Source organism: Pseudomonas brassicacearum subsp. brassicacearum, from assembly GCF_008801605.1.
GTDB lineage: Bacteria > Pseudomonadota > Gammaproteobacteria > Pseudomonadales > Pseudomonadaceae > Aquipseudomonas > Aquipseudomonas brassicacearum.
Genome location: NZ_VZPJ01000001.1, coordinates 767301 through 783528 on the forward strand (window position 1 = coordinate 767301; position 16228 = coordinate 783528).

Annotated in this window: 19 protein-coding genes and 1 pseudogene; 13 read left to right on the forward strand and 7 right to left on the reverse strand. The window is 57.7% G+C overall.

Annotated features, from left to right (window positions below):
- Positions 1-301: 301 nt before the first annotated feature.
- Genes F7R20_RS03340 through F7R20_RS03380 form a run of 9 tightly spaced genes read left to right on the forward strand, consistent with a single transcriptional unit; the run spans position 302 to position 7769 of the window.
- Entirely contained in the window at positions 302-637 is a 336-nt protein-coding gene (locus tag F7R20_RS03340; protein ID WP_081352443.1) for an integrative conjugative element protein, RAQPRD family, read from the forward strand.
- On the forward strand, positions 634-873 hold the full coding sequence (locus F7R20_RS03345; RefSeq protein WP_039011262.1) for a TIGR03758 family integrating conjugative element protein: 240 nt from the start codon (positions 634-636) through the stop codon (positions 871-873). The genes F7R20_RS03340 and F7R20_RS03345 overlap by 4 nt, the downstream gene beginning before the upstream one ends.
- Before the next feature lie 17 nt (positions 874-890).
- Entirely contained in the window at positions 891-1262 is a 372-nt protein-coding gene (locus F7R20_RS03350) for a TIGR03745 family integrating conjugative element membrane protein (RefSeq protein WP_039011261.1), read from the forward strand.
- Between the two features lie 7 nt (positions 1263-1269).
- Positions 1270-1683 carry a TIGR03750 family conjugal transfer protein gene (locus tag F7R20_RS03355; protein WP_039011260.1) on the forward strand — a complete coding sequence of 138 codons (414 nt, stop codon included), beginning with the start codon at positions 1270-1272 and terminating at the stop codon, positions 1681-1683.
- Positions 1680-2321, forward strand: coding sequence for a PFL_4703 family integrating conjugative element protein (locus tag F7R20_RS03360; protein ID WP_039011258.1), 642 nt, complete (start codon positions 1680-1682; stop codon positions 2319-2321). The genes F7R20_RS03355 and F7R20_RS03360 overlap by 4 nt, the downstream gene beginning before the upstream one ends.
- Positions 2318-3130 carry a TIGR03749 family integrating conjugative element protein gene (locus F7R20_RS03365; RefSeq protein ID WP_081352442.1) on the forward strand — a complete coding sequence of 271 codons (813 nt, stop codon included), beginning with the start codon at positions 2318-2320 and terminating at the stop codon, positions 3128-3130. Before F7R20_RS03360 ends, F7R20_RS03365 begins: the two co-directional genes overlap by 4 nt.
- Positions 3120-4637, forward strand: a complete 1518-nt coding sequence (locus tag F7R20_RS03370) for a TIGR03752 family integrating conjugative element protein (RefSeq protein WP_081352441.1) — start codon at positions 3120-3122, stop codon at positions 4635-4637. The genes F7R20_RS03365 and F7R20_RS03370 overlap by 11 nt, the downstream gene beginning before the upstream one ends.
- Positions 4600-5016 carry a TIGR03751 family conjugal transfer lipoprotein gene (locus F7R20_RS03375; protein WP_081352440.1) on the forward strand — a complete coding sequence of 139 codons (417 nt, stop codon included), beginning with the start codon at positions 4600-4602 and terminating at the stop codon, positions 5014-5016. The genes F7R20_RS03370 and F7R20_RS03375 overlap by 38 nt, the downstream gene beginning before the upstream one ends.
- Positions 5016-7769, forward strand: a complete 2754-nt coding sequence (locus tag F7R20_RS03380) for a conjugative transfer ATPase (protein WP_081352439.1) — start codon at positions 5016-5018, stop codon at positions 7767-7769. The genes F7R20_RS03375 and F7R20_RS03380 overlap by 1 nt, the downstream gene beginning before the upstream one ends.
- A gap of 13 nt (positions 7770-7782) precedes the next feature.
- On the opposite strand, the gene F7R20_RS03385 is transcribed toward F7R20_RS03380, so the two are convergent.
- The 7 genes and pseudogenes from F7R20_RS03385 to F7R20_RS03415 form a co-directional block, all read right to left on the reverse strand.
- Complete coding sequence (locus F7R20_RS03385; protein ID WP_039011248.1) at positions 7783-9039, reverse strand: hypothetical protein; 1257 nt, start codon at positions 9037-9039, stop codon at positions 7783-7785.
- Entirely contained in the window at positions 9040-9492 is a 453-nt protein-coding gene (locus tag F7R20_RS03390) for a hypothetical protein (protein ID WP_052239504.1), read from the reverse strand.
- 239 nt (positions 9493-9731) lie between these two features.
- Complete coding sequence (locus tag F7R20_RS32245; RefSeq protein ID WP_197675462.1) at positions 9732-9872, reverse strand: 3'-5' exonuclease; 141 nt, start codon at positions 9870-9872, stop codon at positions 9732-9734.
- 94 nt (positions 9873-9966) lie between these two features.
- Positions 9967-11526, reverse strand: coding sequence for a hypothetical protein (locus F7R20_RS03400; RefSeq protein WP_039011246.1), 1560 nt, complete (start codon positions 11524-11526; stop codon positions 9967-9969).
- Positions 11527-11701: 175 nt separating this feature from the next.
- Positions 11702-11821 (reverse strand): annotated as a pseudogene (locus F7R20_RS31790) (AAA family ATPase); the annotation flags it as partial.
- A 247-nt stretch (positions 11822-12068) separates the two neighbouring features.
- On the reverse strand, positions 12069-12689 hold the full coding sequence (locus F7R20_RS03410) for a hypothetical protein (protein WP_039011245.1): 621 nt from the start codon (positions 12687-12689) through the stop codon (positions 12069-12071).
- Positions 12690-12787: 98 nt separating this feature from the next.
- A complete protein-coding gene (locus F7R20_RS03415; RefSeq protein ID WP_080766456.1) occupies positions 12788-13045 on the reverse strand; it encodes a LasR-specific antiactivator QslA in 258 nt (85 codons plus the stop codon).
- 158 nt (positions 13046-13203) lie between these two features.
- On the opposite strand from F7R20_RS03415, the gene F7R20_RS03420 reads away from it, so the two are divergent.
- The 4 genes from F7R20_RS03420 to F7R20_RS03435 all read left to right on the forward strand — a co-directional run bounded on the left by F7R20_RS03420 (position 13204) and on the right by F7R20_RS03435 (position 16221).
- Positions 13204-13458, forward strand: a complete 255-nt coding sequence (locus tag F7R20_RS03420; RefSeq protein WP_081352438.1) for a helix-turn-helix domain-containing protein — start codon at positions 13204-13206, stop codon at positions 13456-13458.
- Between the two features lie 115 nt (positions 13459-13573).
- On the forward strand, positions 13574-14530 hold the full coding sequence (locus F7R20_RS03425) for a TIGR03756 family integrating conjugative element protein (protein ID WP_081352437.1): 957 nt from the start codon (positions 13574-13576) through the stop codon (positions 14528-14530).
- Positions 14527-15909, forward strand: a complete 1383-nt coding sequence (locus F7R20_RS03430) for an integrating conjugative element protein (protein WP_081352436.1) — start codon at positions 14527-14529, stop codon at positions 15907-15909. Before F7R20_RS03425 ends, F7R20_RS03430 begins: the two co-directional genes overlap by 4 nt.
- Before the next feature lie 3 nt (positions 15910-15912).
- Positions 15913-16221, forward strand: coding sequence for a hypothetical protein (locus F7R20_RS03435; RefSeq protein WP_039011238.1), 309 nt, complete (start codon positions 15913-15915; stop codon positions 16219-16221).
- Positions 16222-16228: the final 7 nt, after the last annotated feature.

The following is a 16228-nucleotide window of genomic DNA, read 5'->3' on the forward strand; positions in this document are numbered from 1 at the left end:
TGATTCTTAGACTATGTCGCCCAGTCGCACAAGATCGCCCGCACAGAGTTTCTTGACCGCTTCAAGACCCTCAATGCCAAATATTTTTCTAATGTGTCGCAGGTCGATCCCTCGGCGCTTCCCAAGGTACGCCTGCCTGATTGTGCGCTGGCCCCTTCGATACCGGCAAGCCTAAACAATCTTGTGTAAAGGCGACCCTCAGTCGCTCCCCAGAAAAAGCGATTCATCAGACCTCATGTTTCTTACGGAAAAACTCAACCTCTAACTTGATTCTGCTCCCATATCCATATGGGCCAGCATCATGCCAACTACCATCTTTCGCTGCTTGTTACTGCTCTCGCTGGCTACCGCCCATGGCGGCAGCTATGCCGCATCTGGTTATGAGCAGGATCAGCTCAGCCTAGTCCAGCAGCAGCTAGACACTCTCGAACGCCTTGCAACGCAAGCTGAGGCAGCCAGCACGGCTGAACCCAACGATCGCTATCGCTTCGACTACCACCGACTGATTCGAGACATACAGCGCATCCGTCTTGGTGTGCAGGGCTATCTCTCCCCTTCCCGCGCTCAACCACGCGACCCCGTTGAATTGGTCGGCGATTACCGCCTCGACATCCCGTCCGCGGAGTCCTCGCCATGAGCATGACTGACGCCCAGATCACAGCGTTCCAAAACGCCTCCGGTTTCTCGGCACAGAGCAGTTCGACGCTGTGGGTGTCCCTGGTTCTCGTTCTGGCTTTGCTTTGGTGCGCCTGGGTGATGTGGACGGCCTACCGTGGTTGGGCCGCTGGCAATGTGCGCTTTGGAGCCTTCGGCGGCAGCGCCGCGCGCGTCTTGCTCGCCCTGCTCGTACTGATGTTCTTCACCCTGTCCTAATCCAGGAGATCGCCGCCATGCTCAAGTGCCTTGCCCCTCTGAAAAACAACCTGCGTGATCGTACGAGCCAACGCTTGATCGGTCTGCTGCTGGTGCTCGGTCCAAGTTTGGCTTTTGCCGAGCTTCCCACCATGGAAGCCCCTTCGCGTGGCGAAGGTTCTGGGTTGATCGAGACGATCAAAAACTACGCCTACGACGGCGGCATCCTGCTCGGCCTGCTGATCGCCCTACTCGCTTTTCTCGGTGTGGCCTGGCACTCCCTGACCGTCTATGCCGACGTGCAGAACCAGCGCAAGACTTGGAAGGACCTCGGCGCAGTGGTTGGTATCGGAGCTCTGTTGGTGGTGATCATCATCTGGTTCCTGACCAAGGCAGCCGCGATTCTGTGAGGTTGGTATGAACGACGCTATCGAACGTCTTGCCGACGGCACCTTGGTCTTTCTGCCTGAGCGACTCAATCGTGATCCCGCCGTGCTGCGCGGTTTGACCAATGATGAGATGTGGGTGGCGCTCGGTGCTGGCGCATTTATCGGCCTAGTGCTGGGTGTTCCTCTGGCGATTGCCACCGCCTCCATTGCCGTGGCGCCGACCAGCATGATCGCAAGCATGGCGCTGGTGCTATTTGTCGGTGGCACGCTACTGCGTCAAGCCAAACGGGCCCGGCCAGAGACCTGGTTGTACCGCAAGCTCGAATGGATACTCGCTAGCCGTTGGCGCCTGGGTCGCGGAAGTTTGATCCTCCACTCCGGCCCCTGGACGGTTCGCCGTTCACGTCGACTGCGTCCAACTCTGTCCCGGTGGCAGCCATGAGCCGTTTTCGGAACAAGGTGGATGCCCAACAGGCTCATATCTTCAGCCTGCGTCTGGCGGTAATGATTCTTGCCCTGGTCTGTGCTGGGCTCTGGTACGGCTGGCGCTCGGCGCCGACCGATCTGACCGTGCATGTACCGCCGGACCTGCGCTCAGGCAGCACGCGCAAATGGTGGGATATCCCCTCAGAGAATGTCTATGCCTTCGCGCTGTATATCTTCGGTCAACTCAATCGCTGGCCTACGGATGGTGAACAGGATTACCGCCGCGCTATCTACAGCTTGCAGTCCTACCTGACACCCGGCTGCAAGGCCTTCCTCGAGGGCGACTATGAGTACCGCAAGGCCGCTGGCGAACTGCGTCAGCGGGTGCGTGGTGTCTACGAAATTCTGGGTCGAGGCTACAGCGAAGATCCGGAGCTCAGGGTAAAACAACTCGATCAGGACAGTTGGCTGGTCACCCTCGACCTCAACGCCGACGAGTATTACGCCGCCGAACCGGTGAAGCGGGTGGTAGTGCGTTATCCATTGCGCGTAGTGCGTTTTGACCTAGATCCCGAGCGTAATAAATGGGGGATGGCGCTGGACTGTTATCAGGGCACTCCGCAAAAAATCTCCCTGCCTGGAGGTGAGCCATGAAGCGGATGTCTACCCTCGGACTCACCGCCGCACTGATGTTATGGGGAGCAGCAGTGCAGGCCGTCGGGTTGATGCGTTGGGAACGCCTTCCCCTCGCGGTGCCACTGGTGATCAATCAGGAGCGGGTGGTCTTTGTCGATGAGGCTGTTCGAGTCGGTGTGCCCTCCACCCTGATGGGCAAACTGCGTGTTCAATCAACCGGTGGCACACTGTACCTGCGCCCGTCGGAAGCCATTGCACCTACTCGACTGCAACTGCAATCAGTCACGACGGGCGAGATCATCCTCCTGGATATCGCGGCCACGCCTGGTGATCAACCGCTGGAGCCTGTGCGCATTCTCAAGAATGCTCAGATGCAAGCTACCGAGGCGGAATCTAGCACCGCCCCTGTTCCAGAACGCACACCGGTCCCGGTCGCGTTGACGCGCTACGCCGCACAGAGCCTGTACGCGCCGTTGCGCACCGTGGAGTCCCTGCCCGGTGTACGCCGCGTCCCGCTCAAGCTGCGCACCGAACTGCCAAGCCTGCTGCCAACCGAAAACGTGTCCGGCACACCCATCGCCGCCTGGCGACTCGGGGAGTACTGGGTGACGGCGGTGAGGTTGCGCAACCGTGGTGCAGTGACGGTGCAACTCGATCCGCGCCAGCTTCAGGCCAAGTTGTTCGCCGCGTCCTTCCAGCATGCGTTTCTTGGGCCTGTCGGCAGCCCTGAAGACACCACGATTGCCTACCTCGTCACCCGCGGTGCTGGCCTCGATCGCGCCGTGCTGCTTCCGCCCGTTGCGCGAGGTGCTGACGATGAAAGCTAACGCCTTGCTCAAATGGCTGGTACCGGCTCTGCTACTAGGCGTGGTGTTCATCATCCTGAAAACCTGGGTCGCGGGTGGTACCACGCCTTCACCAAAAAGTCCGACGGCTCAGGACAACCTCCAATTATCCGCCGAGCAGGCCAAGTCGCTCGGTATTGCGGGTGATACCCCACGCGACACGGTTGCCACCTTGGTCGGCCAGGTGAAGGCCATGCGCAGCGACATGCTCGGCCTGAAAAAACACAACGATTCGCTGCAGGCGGAGAATAACCGCCTTCGCGAACGGGAAAGCAGCGTCGACTCGCGCATCCAGACGGCGCTTGGCAGCGTGACCCAGCAGGTCGACGAAGGCCGTCGACAAGCCAACGAGGCGCGACTCAAAGCGGAACAAGACAGTCGCCAGGCCCGTGGTCTGCTGACGCAATTGCAGGAACAGCTGTCGGGGCTGACCGGCAAAGGCAAGGACATGCCGATCGGATTGGGGCTTGAGCCGGGCGACGGGGCGCAGCTCGAAGGAGAGCATTCTGCCGACGATGCGCTGCAGTGGATTGAGCCCTCGGATGCTCCGTCCACCGACGCCCGGGGCAAAACCAAAACCGCGTCCGCCCTGAGTCTGCCTACTGCCTTCAACTCACTGGAGGGTTTGAAGGAAAATGCCATCGACCGCAGCCAGAAGCAGTTACGTGAGGTCACCAAGAGTGAACGTGACCTGACACACTCCGCTGAGCGTACCGAAGGCGCGAAACCGGTCTACACCCTTCCCGAAAACGCGACATTGATGGGCTCGGTCGCCATGACTGCGCTGATCGGCCGAGTCCCGGTGGACGGCACGGTGAATGATCCCTACCCCTTCAAGGTGCTGGTTGGGCCCGAGAATCTGACGGCCAACGGCATCGATCTGCCGGACGTTGCGGGTGCCGTAATGAGCGGCACGGCGTCCGGTGACTGGACCCTGTCGTGCGTACGCGGACAGGTCGAGTCAATCACCTTTGTGTTTACCGACGGCACCATCCGCACGGTGCCTCAGCCGAAGGCGGTAGCCAGCCGCAACGCCTCCACCGCCCAGAGTTCGAACACCGACAAGATTCGTGGCGGACTCGGTTACCTGTCCGATCCGTTTGGCATTCCTTGCATTGCCGGCGAACGCCGCTCAAACGCTCAACAGTACCTCGGCAGCCAGAGCTTGATCACTGCCGCCGGCGCCGGTGTCGCTGCCTTGCTCGGGGATGAGCAGAACAACAGCAGTGTGATCAGTTCCGGCGGCAGTACGCTCGGGGTTACTAACAACACAGGTAACAGCGCGCTGAGTTCAATTCTCAGTGGTGGGGTCAGCGACATCCGTGAGTGGATCAACAAACTCTATGGCGAGACCTTTGCTGCCGTATACGTGCCACCAGCCGCCCAAGTCGCGCTGCACCTCGACCATGAGATTACCATCGACTACGAGCCCAAGGGCCGGAGCGTTCGCCATGAAAAAGACCACGTTTCTCTGCCTGACCTGGATTAGCGTGTTTTCCTTGGTCCTGACAGGGTGTTCCACTGACAAGGAGACGCTGCTGCCCCATGGCGAGCAAACCATGCTGGACATCTGGAACGGTGCCGGGTCGCAAGGCACTCAGCAGCAACTGTTGGATGCTCGGCAACAGTTACGCCGCCCGTTGGCCCAGGCAGATTTCTCCGTTGCTCTCCAGGAGCCGTACACGCGCACAGCGGCGAACGAGATCCGCAACCTGTTCCCTCGCTTGCCCAATCCCGATCTGGTGCTGTACGTGTATCCGCACCTGAGCGGTACCGAGCAGGCACCGGTCCCGGGTTACTCGACCGTTTTTCCGTTTTACCAACGGGTGCAGTACGCATTACCGGGTGAACGTCAGGAAGACTTGTAGTGCCTACCGACGACTCGGGCAAGGGCTCTTCTGCATGGAAAGCCTGGCGCCACCCATCGCGCCCTCGTACCACCTTGGCCGATGAAGCTGCACTGTATGCACACAACCCTAGCTTCACCGATCACCTGCCTTGGGTCGAATACCTCGACACCGAGCAGTGTTTTCTACTGGATGACAATCGCTCGGTGGGGGCGGTGTTCGAGTTACTGCCCATCGGCACCGAAGGGCGCGAACCCGATTGGCTGATGGCTGCCCGCAATGCCCTTGAGCATGCCCTGCAGGATAGTTTTGATGAGTTGGATCAAGCGCCGTGGGTGGTGCAGTTTTTTTGCCAGGACGACAACGACTTCGTTCCCTATCTGACCCGGCTTACCGAATATATTCAAGACAGTGCGCGCGGCACGGTCTTCACCGAAGCATATTTGGAACTCAGTCGCCGTCATCTGAAGGCCATCGCCAAGCCGGGAGGTCTGTTCGAGGACAAGGCCGTCACCCGCCTGCCCTGGCGTGGCAATAACCGACGGGTGCGCCTGGTGGTCTATCGCTGGTTTGAGTCTGACGCTGATGAGACGGGACTCACCCCAGTGCAATCCCTGCAACAGGCTTGCGAACGTATCGGTGCTTCTTTGCAGGCCTGCGGTGTGCAATCGGCGCGAGTCGATGGCCGAGGTTTGTATGCCTGGTTGTTGCCCTGGTTCAATCCGGCACCCAGGCTCACCGATGAAGCGCCCGAGGAATTCTACCGCCGCGTGGCCTATCCAGAGTCGAGCGAAGATGAGTCACTAGAACTGCCCTTCGATCATGACTTTGCCGAACGCCTGTTTTTCAATGAGCCGCATTCGGATGTACCTCGCGGACTCTGGTTTTTCGACGATCAGCCCCACCGGGTGATGGTGGTGGACAAACTACGGCGGGCACCGTCGATTGGTCAACTCACCGGGGAAGCCCGCAAGGGTGACGCGGTGAATACGCTGTTTGACCAGTTGCCTGAAGGCACGGTAATGAGCCTGACCCTGGTGGTTAAACCCCAAGATGTACTCGAGGATCAATTGAACCGCCTGGCCCGCAAATCCATCGGAGAAAACCTGGCCTCAGCCCAGACCCGCCAGGATGTCGAAGAGGCTCGCGCGATCATCGGCCGCCAGCACAAGCTATACCGGGGCACCCTGGCGTTTTACGTACGCGGTCACGATGAGCAGCAATTGCACCAGCGCTCGGTCAGCCTGGCCAGCGCACTGCTGGGTGCGGGGCTGCAACCGGTACGCGAAGGCGATGAGGTCGCCGCCTGCAACAGTTACCTGCGTTGGCTACCAATGGCTTACAACCCGGCCCGCGACACGCGCAACTGGTACACGCGACTGATGTTCGCCCAGCACCTGGCGAATCTGCTCCCGGTATGGGGCCGCAGCACCGGTACCGGCCACCCGGGCATCACCCTGTTCAATCGTGGTGGCTCGCCGTTGAGCTTTGATCCATTGTCACGCCTAGATCGGGCCATGAACGGCCATCTGCTGTTGTTCGGCCCGACCGGCGCCGGTAAGTCGGCCACCCTGGTCACCCTGCTGATGCAGGTCATGGCGGTGTACCGCCCTCGCCTGTTTATCGTCGAGGCCGGTAACTCATTCGGTTTGCAGGGCGACTACTTCGCAACCCAGGGTTTGTCGGTCAATAAGGTCCAATTGAAACCTGGCGCCTCGGTCAGTCTCGCCCCGTTCGCCGATGCCTGGCGCCTGGTCGAGCAGCCAGATCAGATGGCGAGCCTGTCAATCGATGAGTGGGACGATGAGGTAATAACCAGTCGCGAAGACCAACGTGATGTTCTCGGAGAACTGGAAATCACCGCCAGGCTGATGATCACCGGCGGAGAAGCCAAGGAAGAGGCGCGCCTGAGTCGAGCCGATCGCAGTCTGATCCGCGAGTGCATTCTCGATGCAGCGCAGACCTGTGTCGCGTCGGGTCGCCAGGTATTGACCCGCGACGTACGCGACGCGTTACTGCAAGTCGCCAGCGACACGCACTTACCTGAAAAGCGTCGTGAGCGTGCCCAGGAAATGGGAGAGTCCATCGACCTATTTTGCCAGGGTTTCGAGGGTGAACTGTTCGATTGCGAAGGCACACCTTGGCCCGAAAGCGATGTGACCATCGTCGACCTGGCCACCTATGCTCGTGAGGGCTACGAAGCACAGATGTCCATCAGCTACATCAGCCTGATGAACACCGTGAACAACCTTGCTGAACGCGACCAGTACCTCGGCCGACCGATCATCATGGTCACCGATGAGGGTCATATCATCACCAAAAACCCACTGTTGGCGCCGTTCGTGGTCAAGGGCACAAAGATGTGGCGCAAGCTCGGAGCCTGGTTCTGGCTGGCGACGCAAAACCTTGCCGACTTCCCCACCGCCGCGCAGACCATGCTCAACATGATCGAATGGTGGATTTGCTTGAACATGCCGCCCGCGGAAATCGAAGAAATCGCACGGTTCAAGAAACTCACGCCGGCACAGAAAGCCTTGCTGCTCTCCGCCAGTAAGGAGTCGGGAAAATATACTGAGGGTGTCGTGCTATCGAAGAAGCTCGAAACGTTGTTTCGAACTGTTCCGCCTAGCCTCTATCTCGCCCTCGCCATGACGGAGCCGGAGGAAAAAGCCGAGCGTTGGAAACTGATACAGGACAACGGCTGCTCGGAGCTGGAAGCCGCCTACCGGGTGGCTGACAGGATCGATCGAATCAGAGGAATAGAGCCAGGATAGTTGACTGAAACCCTCAGCGAGGCAGCTTGTCTGCATGGATAAAGGTCGAGCTATAAAAGGTATCGTCGTAGATGGCTGACATGACCACCCCAGCCTCACGCGTCATCTTGCAGTACATGCTCACTAGACGCAGGATGTTCTTTCTCATCATCGAGTGACTGCGGTATAGCGTGTCAGGATTGATCTTGAGACCGTATTCCAAAAGCCTCTGCCTCACGACCTCGGTGAGAGTGTCCTTGTTGTCACAAGCATTGAAGATCGCAGCGACCTTCAGATCAGATATCTCAAAAGACTCGGAGCCATTGCGATACTTTTCCTGAGCAGCATTATGGTACTCACGGGAAAGTTGCATTTCCACCATGCCCGCTCCCAGGATGCTCAGCCAACTGGCCAGCGTGCCGGTGTGCATACGTAACCGTGCCTTGCGACTCCCCCACTGGTCGAAAAAACGCTGTACTTGTTCTGCGCTCGTCAGGTCACGACCATTGATCAGCGGGATACCGCGCAGGCTCGACTTGGCAACGGATTCATTGAAGACTTTTTGTATATCAAGCAGGCGAACAATAGTCGCCTCCTTCAGCTCGAATTTCGCCTGCCCAAGAAATACAGACGTGGAATTATCTTTGCTAATCATTACCTTTAGGCTGTGTACGATCATCTCATGATCGGCCAACAAGGTAAGGCGAGTTATAAATCTGTCATTAAATTCGTTACTTATCCGATCTGAGCAATTTTTTGTCACAGGCAATACCCCTGCAACAATCAACCAACAATAGATACCCACAGACACATCTCTAAATTCGCATGCAAAGCAGCGCATCACTAGGTCGCGCCTGACTAGCGCTGAGTAGCCAGCGAATTCACTCTTTAGAGCTTCAGCAATCTCCAGGGCGTAGCTCGCGTCAAACCCCGTAGACTTTTCCGCTAGGACCAGCATAAAAGCCATCTGGAAATCACTCGTAAAGTGATTAACCGCTTCGACCGTCTGCGTGGACAGATCGGGGGGTAGCGCCGTGACTGGGAAAACCTGCATCCACTCAGCCATGGTGTTGGTCAGGCTTACCTCCAAGAAGTAGTACGCGAAGTGCTTGATAAGCTCAGCCTCGCGACCTGAATACTGACTCTCAGCCATCTGCGTTACACGCTTGATGACGGTCTCAAGTTGTTGTTGCTCCTCGTCGTTCATCCCTCGATGAACGACAAGTTCGTTAAAAAAGATCTGGTCCAGAAAATCCAAGCCAGCCTTCTGTGCCTTCGTGATGCGAGCCATCTACGCTTTCCCTTTCTTCTCTGCCTCTGCGACACCTACCGCTACACCGATGCTTGCAGTAGCGCCCACAGCCGCCCCCGTTGTCGCCACGACCGTCGCGCCAACCGCCATGCCACCGCCACCAGCCGCGATAGCACCACCGCCAAGCGCCGCCAACGACGCATTGGTCAATGCAGCGCCTGAAAGCGAGCTGATGGCCGTACCGGAAGCCGTTGCTCCCAGCAGCCCAGAGGCGCCAACGGTTGCGGCAATCGGACCTGCAAAGGCCGCGGCGGCGCCACCGGTGGCAATAGTACCAATACAGATCAGGGCCGTCTTGCCAGGGTTCTCCATCACCGTTTCAACTGCCAAACTGGCCAGATCCCCCGCCGTGCTGACTGCAGCAACCGCCAAATCGCTTACCGCGCCAGTAGCGCTTCCAACAAAATCAAAAACCGAATCGAAGAAAGACATAGTGAGCTCCAGGTTTTGTTCGGAGGACATTTCCGAATGACTTGGAGGCTATTGTGTTGAGTCAGCTTGGCGCAGACTATTGCTAAAACAATCGCACTTTTTCCTACACTGCACCAGCAAATGGCGGCTGCGCCATCAGCAGCAACATGGCGAGCATTCTGGGTCGTTACCGATCTTATTGGGAGCTAGAAGCACGATGCTATCTTGGTAAACCAGGCAGAACTCTTTACGAGGCTGAGTCACGCCAATATAAAAAGCCACCGGGCTTCGAACATAGCATGCTTAGAATCGCGCCAGTTTGGAAAATCTTCGCTGTTGATACCAAACAAGATGACCGCATCAGACTCTCCCCCCTTCGCACTGTGGAGGGTACTTAAAATTACTCACCCCGAGCCATCGATCCGTCCAGAAAATACATGAAACACCATGTCGAGCCCTGCGCCGGACCGGCGCCCCCCTCAGCATGATGGAGGATCAGAAAATCCAGTCGGTTGGGTCAACGCCCTTATAGGAAATAGCGTCCTTGTTGAACACCATGTTGACCCTCGCTTTGTCCAGCGCGTCGATGCTGCGACTCTGCCAATCCCCCAGACTGTCCCTCCAAGTAAACCGAAGTTTTGCGTCCGGCACGAACTCCAACCGCCCGACAATTTCCTTGGGCTGTGTTGGGTCACTCCCGACACCCAATGCGTCCGCAAGCACTGTCAGCTTCGCCAGCGCGACGACCTCACCTCTATCGGCTACCGAGAAGAACCGGGCAAAGCGCTCTAAGCCCTTGGGATACTGATGCTCATAGATTGCCTGCATGAGCTGTTGGTCCCCCAGTAGCCGCTCCAGCGGAAAAGACTTGATGACGGCGGTACCCGTGGCTTGTGCATAACGAATCGCCAGGTGAGACCTTCCACTGAGCGTATTATCCATTCCCAGCATTAGGCCATCCTCCAGCAGATCGCTAATCAGAGTCGCGACGCACGCCCGAATAGCCTCCCGGTCCACCGGTTCAGTTTCTTCCGGGAGGTAGAAACTCATCATGTCAGGAGAAGGCAATTGAGTAATCCAGCCTTTGGCTACTGCCAGGCGGTAGTCCATCCTTGCATCGCGCTGTAGCTCCGGCAGCGCCTGAAGGAATGCCGCCAGGTCAGCATTGAACGGATCGACCGCTGCGATGTGTTCGAGCGCTTCCTCCACCTTGTAACGGGAGGTACTTTGCAAAAGGTTGGTAGCGTATTTCAGTGCGAGCTCACCGAGGGGCGAACCTTTGTCATAGTCCTTGAGGTTGAGATAGGACTGGTAACGAAGCGCCTCGGGTGCCGAGGTATCCTGTAGGTATCTCGCTTCGACGTCCACCAGATTTCTATTGCGCGAAAGGATCTGCAGTATGTCCAACTTTCTTCTTGAGTCGAAGCGCGGGTCTTCAATTAGTCCAACAAGATCGCGCCCTAACTCGTTCTCACCGACGATAACGCCCCATTCCCCACCAGCCACTGCCAACAAGCGCAGCGCATCGTAAAAGTCTTGGTGGTCAGATGATGGCGAGCGAACTATCGCCATCAGACGTTTCTGGTCGCCAACCTTGAAGCGTAGATTGACGATGGGGCTGTGCTGCGACTTCTGCCGAGCGAGCTGGATCATGTAGGAGTCAAGCAAGGCACGGGTGCGGTAAGCATCAAAGGTCTTGCTAGCCGGCGAGTGCTGATCGTCCAGTGACAGCCAAGACTCAATCCTCTGTGTCATGAGCGTTTCCAAGGTGGACTTGAGGCTACTGGTGGTCAGCCAGGCGAGCGCGCCACCGATTACCACCACGGCAAGCAGGATCCAGTTAAGAAGGCTAACTGCTCTCGCGACGGGCTCGTTGGCCTTTGCGATCAGATCCGTGCTCAACTCGTACTTGAGTTCTTGGATTTTCTCCTGGCAGTCGCGCTGTATACCCTTCATCGCCTCCAGAGACTTCGAAGAGCTGCGCTCGATTTTCTTTGCCAAGCGCCGAATCTCTTCAATCGCTTGTTCCGGTGTAACAACGTTTTCGTGGTTCATTGAGTCTCTGTTTCAGATGATTTATGGCCTTGGCTGCGGATTCCATGCCATCCGGACACTCAGCCACCAACGTCCGGACACTCTTTTCACGCTCCTTCAGACAGATAGTCGAAGCGCAGCGACGCAGGTTGGCATTGTTAGCTTGAAGTTCCTATTGCCGTCAATTTCGTAGCCCGGTGACCAGCGAACGGTTGCCGTAGCGGTCATCCAGCAGCTCATGCATATCGCGCCGTTGCGCATCACCATGGGCCAGGCTCAGCTCCTCCCTTAGGGGCAGCAGACACAGATAACGGACGCGGCCACGGCCTATGAGATTCCCGGTAACCAGAGCGGTCCGAATCACAAAGTTACAGTAGGTGTGGGCATATGATTAAGCGGGCACAACTGCGGATAGACTCGATGTTGGAGAGGAAGATCGGCTGACAGCACTGGGCGGAGGAGCGGGAAGCCTGGCTTCCCGTCTATGGGTCAGGTCAAGAAGTGACATTTCCGTTTCCCGGAAGGGAACACGTGACGGAACCGTGCGCCGTAGCGAGCCTGGGTCATTTGGCACTGAAGTCGAATTCCCACAGGCCGTAAGGACGAGTCAGGATGACATCTACCTCAGTGGCGGTAATGGGAGGTATGTACTGAGCCATGTCAGAGAAGTTCTGCACGATGTACGTCTGACCGACTTTCGGTGGTGCCGTCACCATGAAGTAGAAGCACGGCAGGTGCTCGAAGCTCACCGTCATCGACGAATCCACGTTGGGCATGGTCACCACCGGGTGTCCGTTGACGTACCAGTTGCAGTCAAACTGCATGTAAGGGTTGGTCTTGTTGATCACCCCACACTGCTCTGGTGTCAGTTTCTCCCTCGCCAGCGATATCGGGGCCGGCTCCAAATATGGCGATATTCCGCTCGGACTGATCGCCTGCAAGAGCGCGCCAGGCGAAATACCCTGACGCCCCGACACAATCGGGCCATCAGCTTCATCGATTGTAGTCACATCGGTTTCGATGATCGCCTCGTAGCTGAATGACTCGGTGGAGCCAGCCAAACCGGTCAATACCTGCCAAGCGTGAATTCGGTAGTTACGCTGTGGCTGTTGCGGTTTGAGAAAGACCAATACGGTCTTGCCTTCCATGTCATCGACAGCGAAGTTCACGTTAAACACGGTCATGGTCCATCTCCTTTTGTTCCGATCCCTGAAACCGCAAGGTTCTATGAAATGCCGCCGCATCATCCTGGCTAACAACACCAGGTGCTCGCCGCACAGAGTTATTTAGACACACCTCGAAGCCGCTGCTGAATTCTCAATAAAAATCCTGCTTCGAAAGCATCCTGAGAGTCTCCTGCCGGACAAGTCTTCCGTGCCTGCGCCAGTTCCCACCACAGCGGTACGTCACCGGGTGTATTAAGCCAGGCCTGGGCGCATTGCACGCCACGTTCGATCATAGGCGCAAATTCGCTGCCCCACGGCGTCAAAAGACTCAGGCAGCCGTCCGCCGCCGGAATTGAAACGTAATTTTCGTCCATAGACACCTTAGCTTTCGATTATTTATTAATGCTCGGTCTGTTCTAAGCAGCATAGAAACAAAACTGACACTCGGCTTAAGCATCAAAAAAGCCTGAATCAGAGCAAATGTAGACTATATCCCGTGGATTGAGAGTCCCTCAAGGCGCAGTTTGCGCGCATGACTCAAGACTACGAACAGCTTCGTCTGCAACTTGCGGAAAACATCCGCTCGTTGCGACGCGTGAAGAACCTTACCCAGGAGCAATTGGCGCTCATGGCCGAGGTGGATCGTACCTACGTGAGTCAAATTGAACGAGGGGTAGGCAACCCGTCGTTATTGGTCCTCTGCAAACTCGCCAACATTTTCGAGATCAAAACGGATCAGTTGCTCATCGAGTCTGACGCGCTTGCTCGTACGCTGAGCGCTGAATGACCCTCTGCTGATCTAGAAGATCGTTATAAACCGACAATCCTGCGTTCGGCTTTCTCACTGACACCCCTCTCTCGATTATTGAACCTGTCCAGGCCATACACCCAGAGCCTGGATCATGTCTGCTGCCTGCCCGCACATTTCGTCCCAGAAATTACATCCGTTGGTGCTGAGCATTCTGCTGGCATCCGGATCAAGCGTAGCGCTGGATACCGGCAACATTACCACCTCCGTACTTTCTCCAGACTGCCTCGAGTACAGAGTCGTCGGCATCTGCTTTTGGTTGCTCTGCACCCCCTTCGGCTGCACGGTTAAAGCCTCAACCAAGGTTCGTCATTTCATTCCTGAGCTGGTGGTCTCGAGCTATACCACCACCGGCAGCAATCCGTGGACCGAGATGGCCGCTCTCTCCTCTCCCACCAGCGGTGCGGAAGGTGGCGGTAACCTGATCACGCCGAACACCCAGCGCGATAACCTGCCTCGTTTCAAAAATGTTGATGGCATCGGCCACCCCGGAGGCTGGGCCGCCACGCAACTGGCCTCGCAATCCGGCTACGCCTGCGCCAGCGGCGCCACTGCGTTCATGCCCTACTACTTGAGCACTTTGGACTCACTGGCCTGGCGTCATGGCATCCCTGAAAGCCTTTATCCCGAGTCGCTTTTACCGGGAGTCCGTGAGATCGGTCGTCAGCTCGCGGGCAACATGTGGGGCAACGTCTATCCCCGGCAAGGATTTCTGGTACAACCCGACGACTTCAAAGCCGCTGCAGTGATGGCGCAGCGAGCGGGTGACGTCATTACTCGCAACTGGCAGCCGCATGTGTATTTACCGCTCATACCCGTACCACGCGATGGTTATTGGCCGCCTGGCCCAATCGTTGAAAACGATGCTTCGACCCACAAATGGCAATTGCTCTCCCCCCTGGTTCAACCCACATGTGCCATCTTCCCCAGCGATCCGGTACAGAGCGCAGATGGCGGCTACGCCTGGTCGCTGTGGCGTCCCTATAGCTGCTGCAAACGTGAGGGACAAACTTTCCTGTTCAGCATCGACTTCGAAGGCGATGCTTCATGAGTCGGCTTCTCGGACGACGATGGCTGGGCGTGTCGAGTCTGTTGCTCTGCGGACTACTCACCATGGCCACGCATGCCGACGCCGCCGGAGTTGACTACCGCCTGGGCACTCAAGGCGAAGTACTCGACGACCGAGTGATGTACACCATTGGTGGCGGCTCGGCGGTCGGCTCACCGAGTTCGCTCTACCGGCCCAGTGGTCTCGGTGTCGGCGGGTCATGGCGAGCGAACATGATGTGCGGAAACATGAGCCTCACCAACACCCTGCAAAACCAACTGAATGGCGTGACCGAAGGTTTCCAGCAGATCATGAGCAGCATCGTGCAGAACGCGACCCAAGCCGTGATGTCGCTGCCGGCGTTGATCATCCAGCGCGCCAACCCCGGTCTCTATGAGTTGCTCAGTAATGGTGTGATGCAGGGGCGCATCGACTTCGACCGCTCCAAGCTGACCTGCCAGGCCATGGCCGAAAAGATGGCGGATAAGGTCGGTCAAGCCGGCTGGGGCGAACTGGCCAAAAACCAGGAGATGCAGGGCAATCTGGAGCAAACAGCCGGTGATGCGGTGGCCGCGGTGAAAAGCACCGAGGCCCATAACGGCAACAATGGGGTGTCCTGGGTGGGCGGTTCGAAGGCTGGTGGGAATGGGCAGACGCCCATTCGTGTGACTTCCGACGTGGTGAGAGCGGGCTATAACCTGCTGCATAACCGCACGGTGGATGACAGCACCTCGATCAGTAGTAGCGACTGCTTAGGCGGGGCTATTTGCCAGACATGGACCTCGCCCCAAGAGGAATCCGAATGGGCCGTACGCGTGTTGGGGGAAAGCGAAGTCGCGACCTGCGACACCTGCGAAACCCTGCGTGCTACCGCTGGCAGTGGGTTATCGCCGCTGATCCAGGAGGCCTACAGCGAACGTCTCAAGGCCTTGCAAGGGCTGCTGTCGGGCTCGCTGCCGCCTACCCCTGACAACCTGGCGAAAGCCTCCAGCCCGATGCTGCCGGTGACCCGTGGCGTGATTGAAGCGCTGCGCGACGATCCCGACCAGGATCTGTTGGCACGGCGCCTAGCTAGTGAGACGGCCTTGTCCAGCGTGCTCGACAAGGCACTGCTGCTACTGCGCACGCTGCTGGCAGGCAGTCACGAGCCGAACATCGCTTCCGCCGAGCCGGCCCAGAGCGCCTTGACGAAAAACATCGACACCCTGGAGCGCGAAATACGCCTGCTGCAGACCGAACTGCAGGTACGGCAGATGCTGGCCACCAACACCGCCAGCCTGGTGCTCGACCGGCATGCCGGTGGTGCCGACGCATCGCGTACCGTCGAGCAAGGCGACCCTGAACCTGGCCGACTCAACGACGCCGACGCCAGGCGCAAGTGAGCCATGAAACGCTCACTGCTATTCACTTTGCTTTCAAGTCTAGGGATCGCCGCAGGGATGATCCTGACCGCCGCACTGATCGCCTGGATCGGCTGCACTGCGCTGGGCAGTTTCGAGGTTTGGCAGCAAACCTTGGAATCGATACGCCCTTATCTGCGGTGGTGGCGTGTCCTGCTCTACGGCGTCCTCTTTGCACTCTGGTGGGACCTGCTGAGGCGCTACCGACATCGACCACAAGACCGACTGCGCGTGAAACGCGTCGGGACATTAGGGCTCTTGCTCTTTACCTGCGTCGAGCTCACTCGATTGTGAGGTCACC

Bases quoted from the DNA above. Each gene is read 5' to 3' on its own strand.
- F7R20_RS03365 (WP_081352442.1), top strand. From the start codon at position 2,318: ATGAAGCGGATGTCTACCCTCGGACTCACCGCCGCACTGATGTTATGG.
- F7R20_RS03350 (WP_039011261.1), top strand. From the start codon at position 891: ATGCTCAAGTGCCTTGCCCCTCTGAAAAACAACCTGCGTGATCGTACG.
- F7R20_RS03385 (WP_039011248.1), bottom strand. From the start codon at position 9,039: ATGGCTCGCATCACGAAGGCACAGAAGGCTGGCTTGGATTTTCTGGAC.
- F7R20_RS03415 (WP_080766456.1), bottom strand. From the start codon at position 13,045: ATGGACGAAAATTACGTTTCAATTCCGGCGGCGGACGGCTGCCTGAGT.
- F7R20_RS03400 (WP_039011246.1), bottom strand. From the start codon at position 11,526: ATGAACCACGAAAACGTTGTTACACCGGAACAAGCGATTGAAGAGATT.
- F7R20_RS03410 (WP_039011245.1), bottom strand. From the start codon at position 12,689: ATGACCGTGTTTAACGTGAACTTCGCTGTCGATGACATGGAAGGCAAG.
- F7R20_RS03355 (WP_039011260.1), top strand. From the start codon at position 1,270: ATGAACGACGCTATCGAACGTCTTGCCGACGGCACCTTGGTCTTTCTG.
- F7R20_RS03390 (WP_052239504.1), bottom strand. From the start codon at position 9,492: ATGTCTTTCTTCGATTCGGTTTTTGATTTTGTTGGAAGCGCTACTGGC.
- F7R20_RS03425 (WP_081352437.1), top strand. From the start codon at position 13,574: ATGTCTGCTGCCTGCCCGCACATTTCGTCCCAGAAATTACATCCGTTG.
- F7R20_RS03375 (WP_081352440.1), top strand. From the start codon at position 4,600: ATGAAAAAGACCACGTTTCTCTGCCTGACCTGGATTAGCGTGTTTTCC.
- F7R20_RS03340 (WP_081352443.1), top strand. From the start codon at position 302: ATGCCAACTACCATCTTTCGCTGCTTGTTACTGCTCTCGCTGGCTACC.
- F7R20_RS03435 (WP_039011238.1), top strand. From the start codon at position 15,913: ATGAAACGCTCACTGCTATTCACTTTGCTTTCAAGTCTAGGGATCGCC.
- F7R20_RS03430 (WP_081352436.1), top strand. From the start codon at position 14,527: ATGAGTCGGCTTCTCGGACGACGATGGCTGGGCGTGTCGAGTCTGTTG.
- F7R20_RS03345 (WP_039011262.1), top strand. From the start codon at position 634: ATGAGCATGACTGACGCCCAGATCACAGCGTTCCAAAACGCCTCCGGT.
- F7R20_RS03360 (WP_039011258.1), top strand. From the start codon at position 1,680: ATGAGCCGTTTTCGGAACAAGGTGGATGCCCAACAGGCTCATATCTTC.
- F7R20_RS03420 (WP_081352438.1), top strand. From the start codon at position 13,204: ATGACTCAAGACTACGAACAGCTTCGTCTGCAACTTGCGGAAAACATC.
- F7R20_RS03370 (WP_081352441.1), top strand. From the start codon at position 3,120: ATGAAAGCTAACGCCTTGCTCAAATGGCTGGTACCGGCTCTGCTACTA.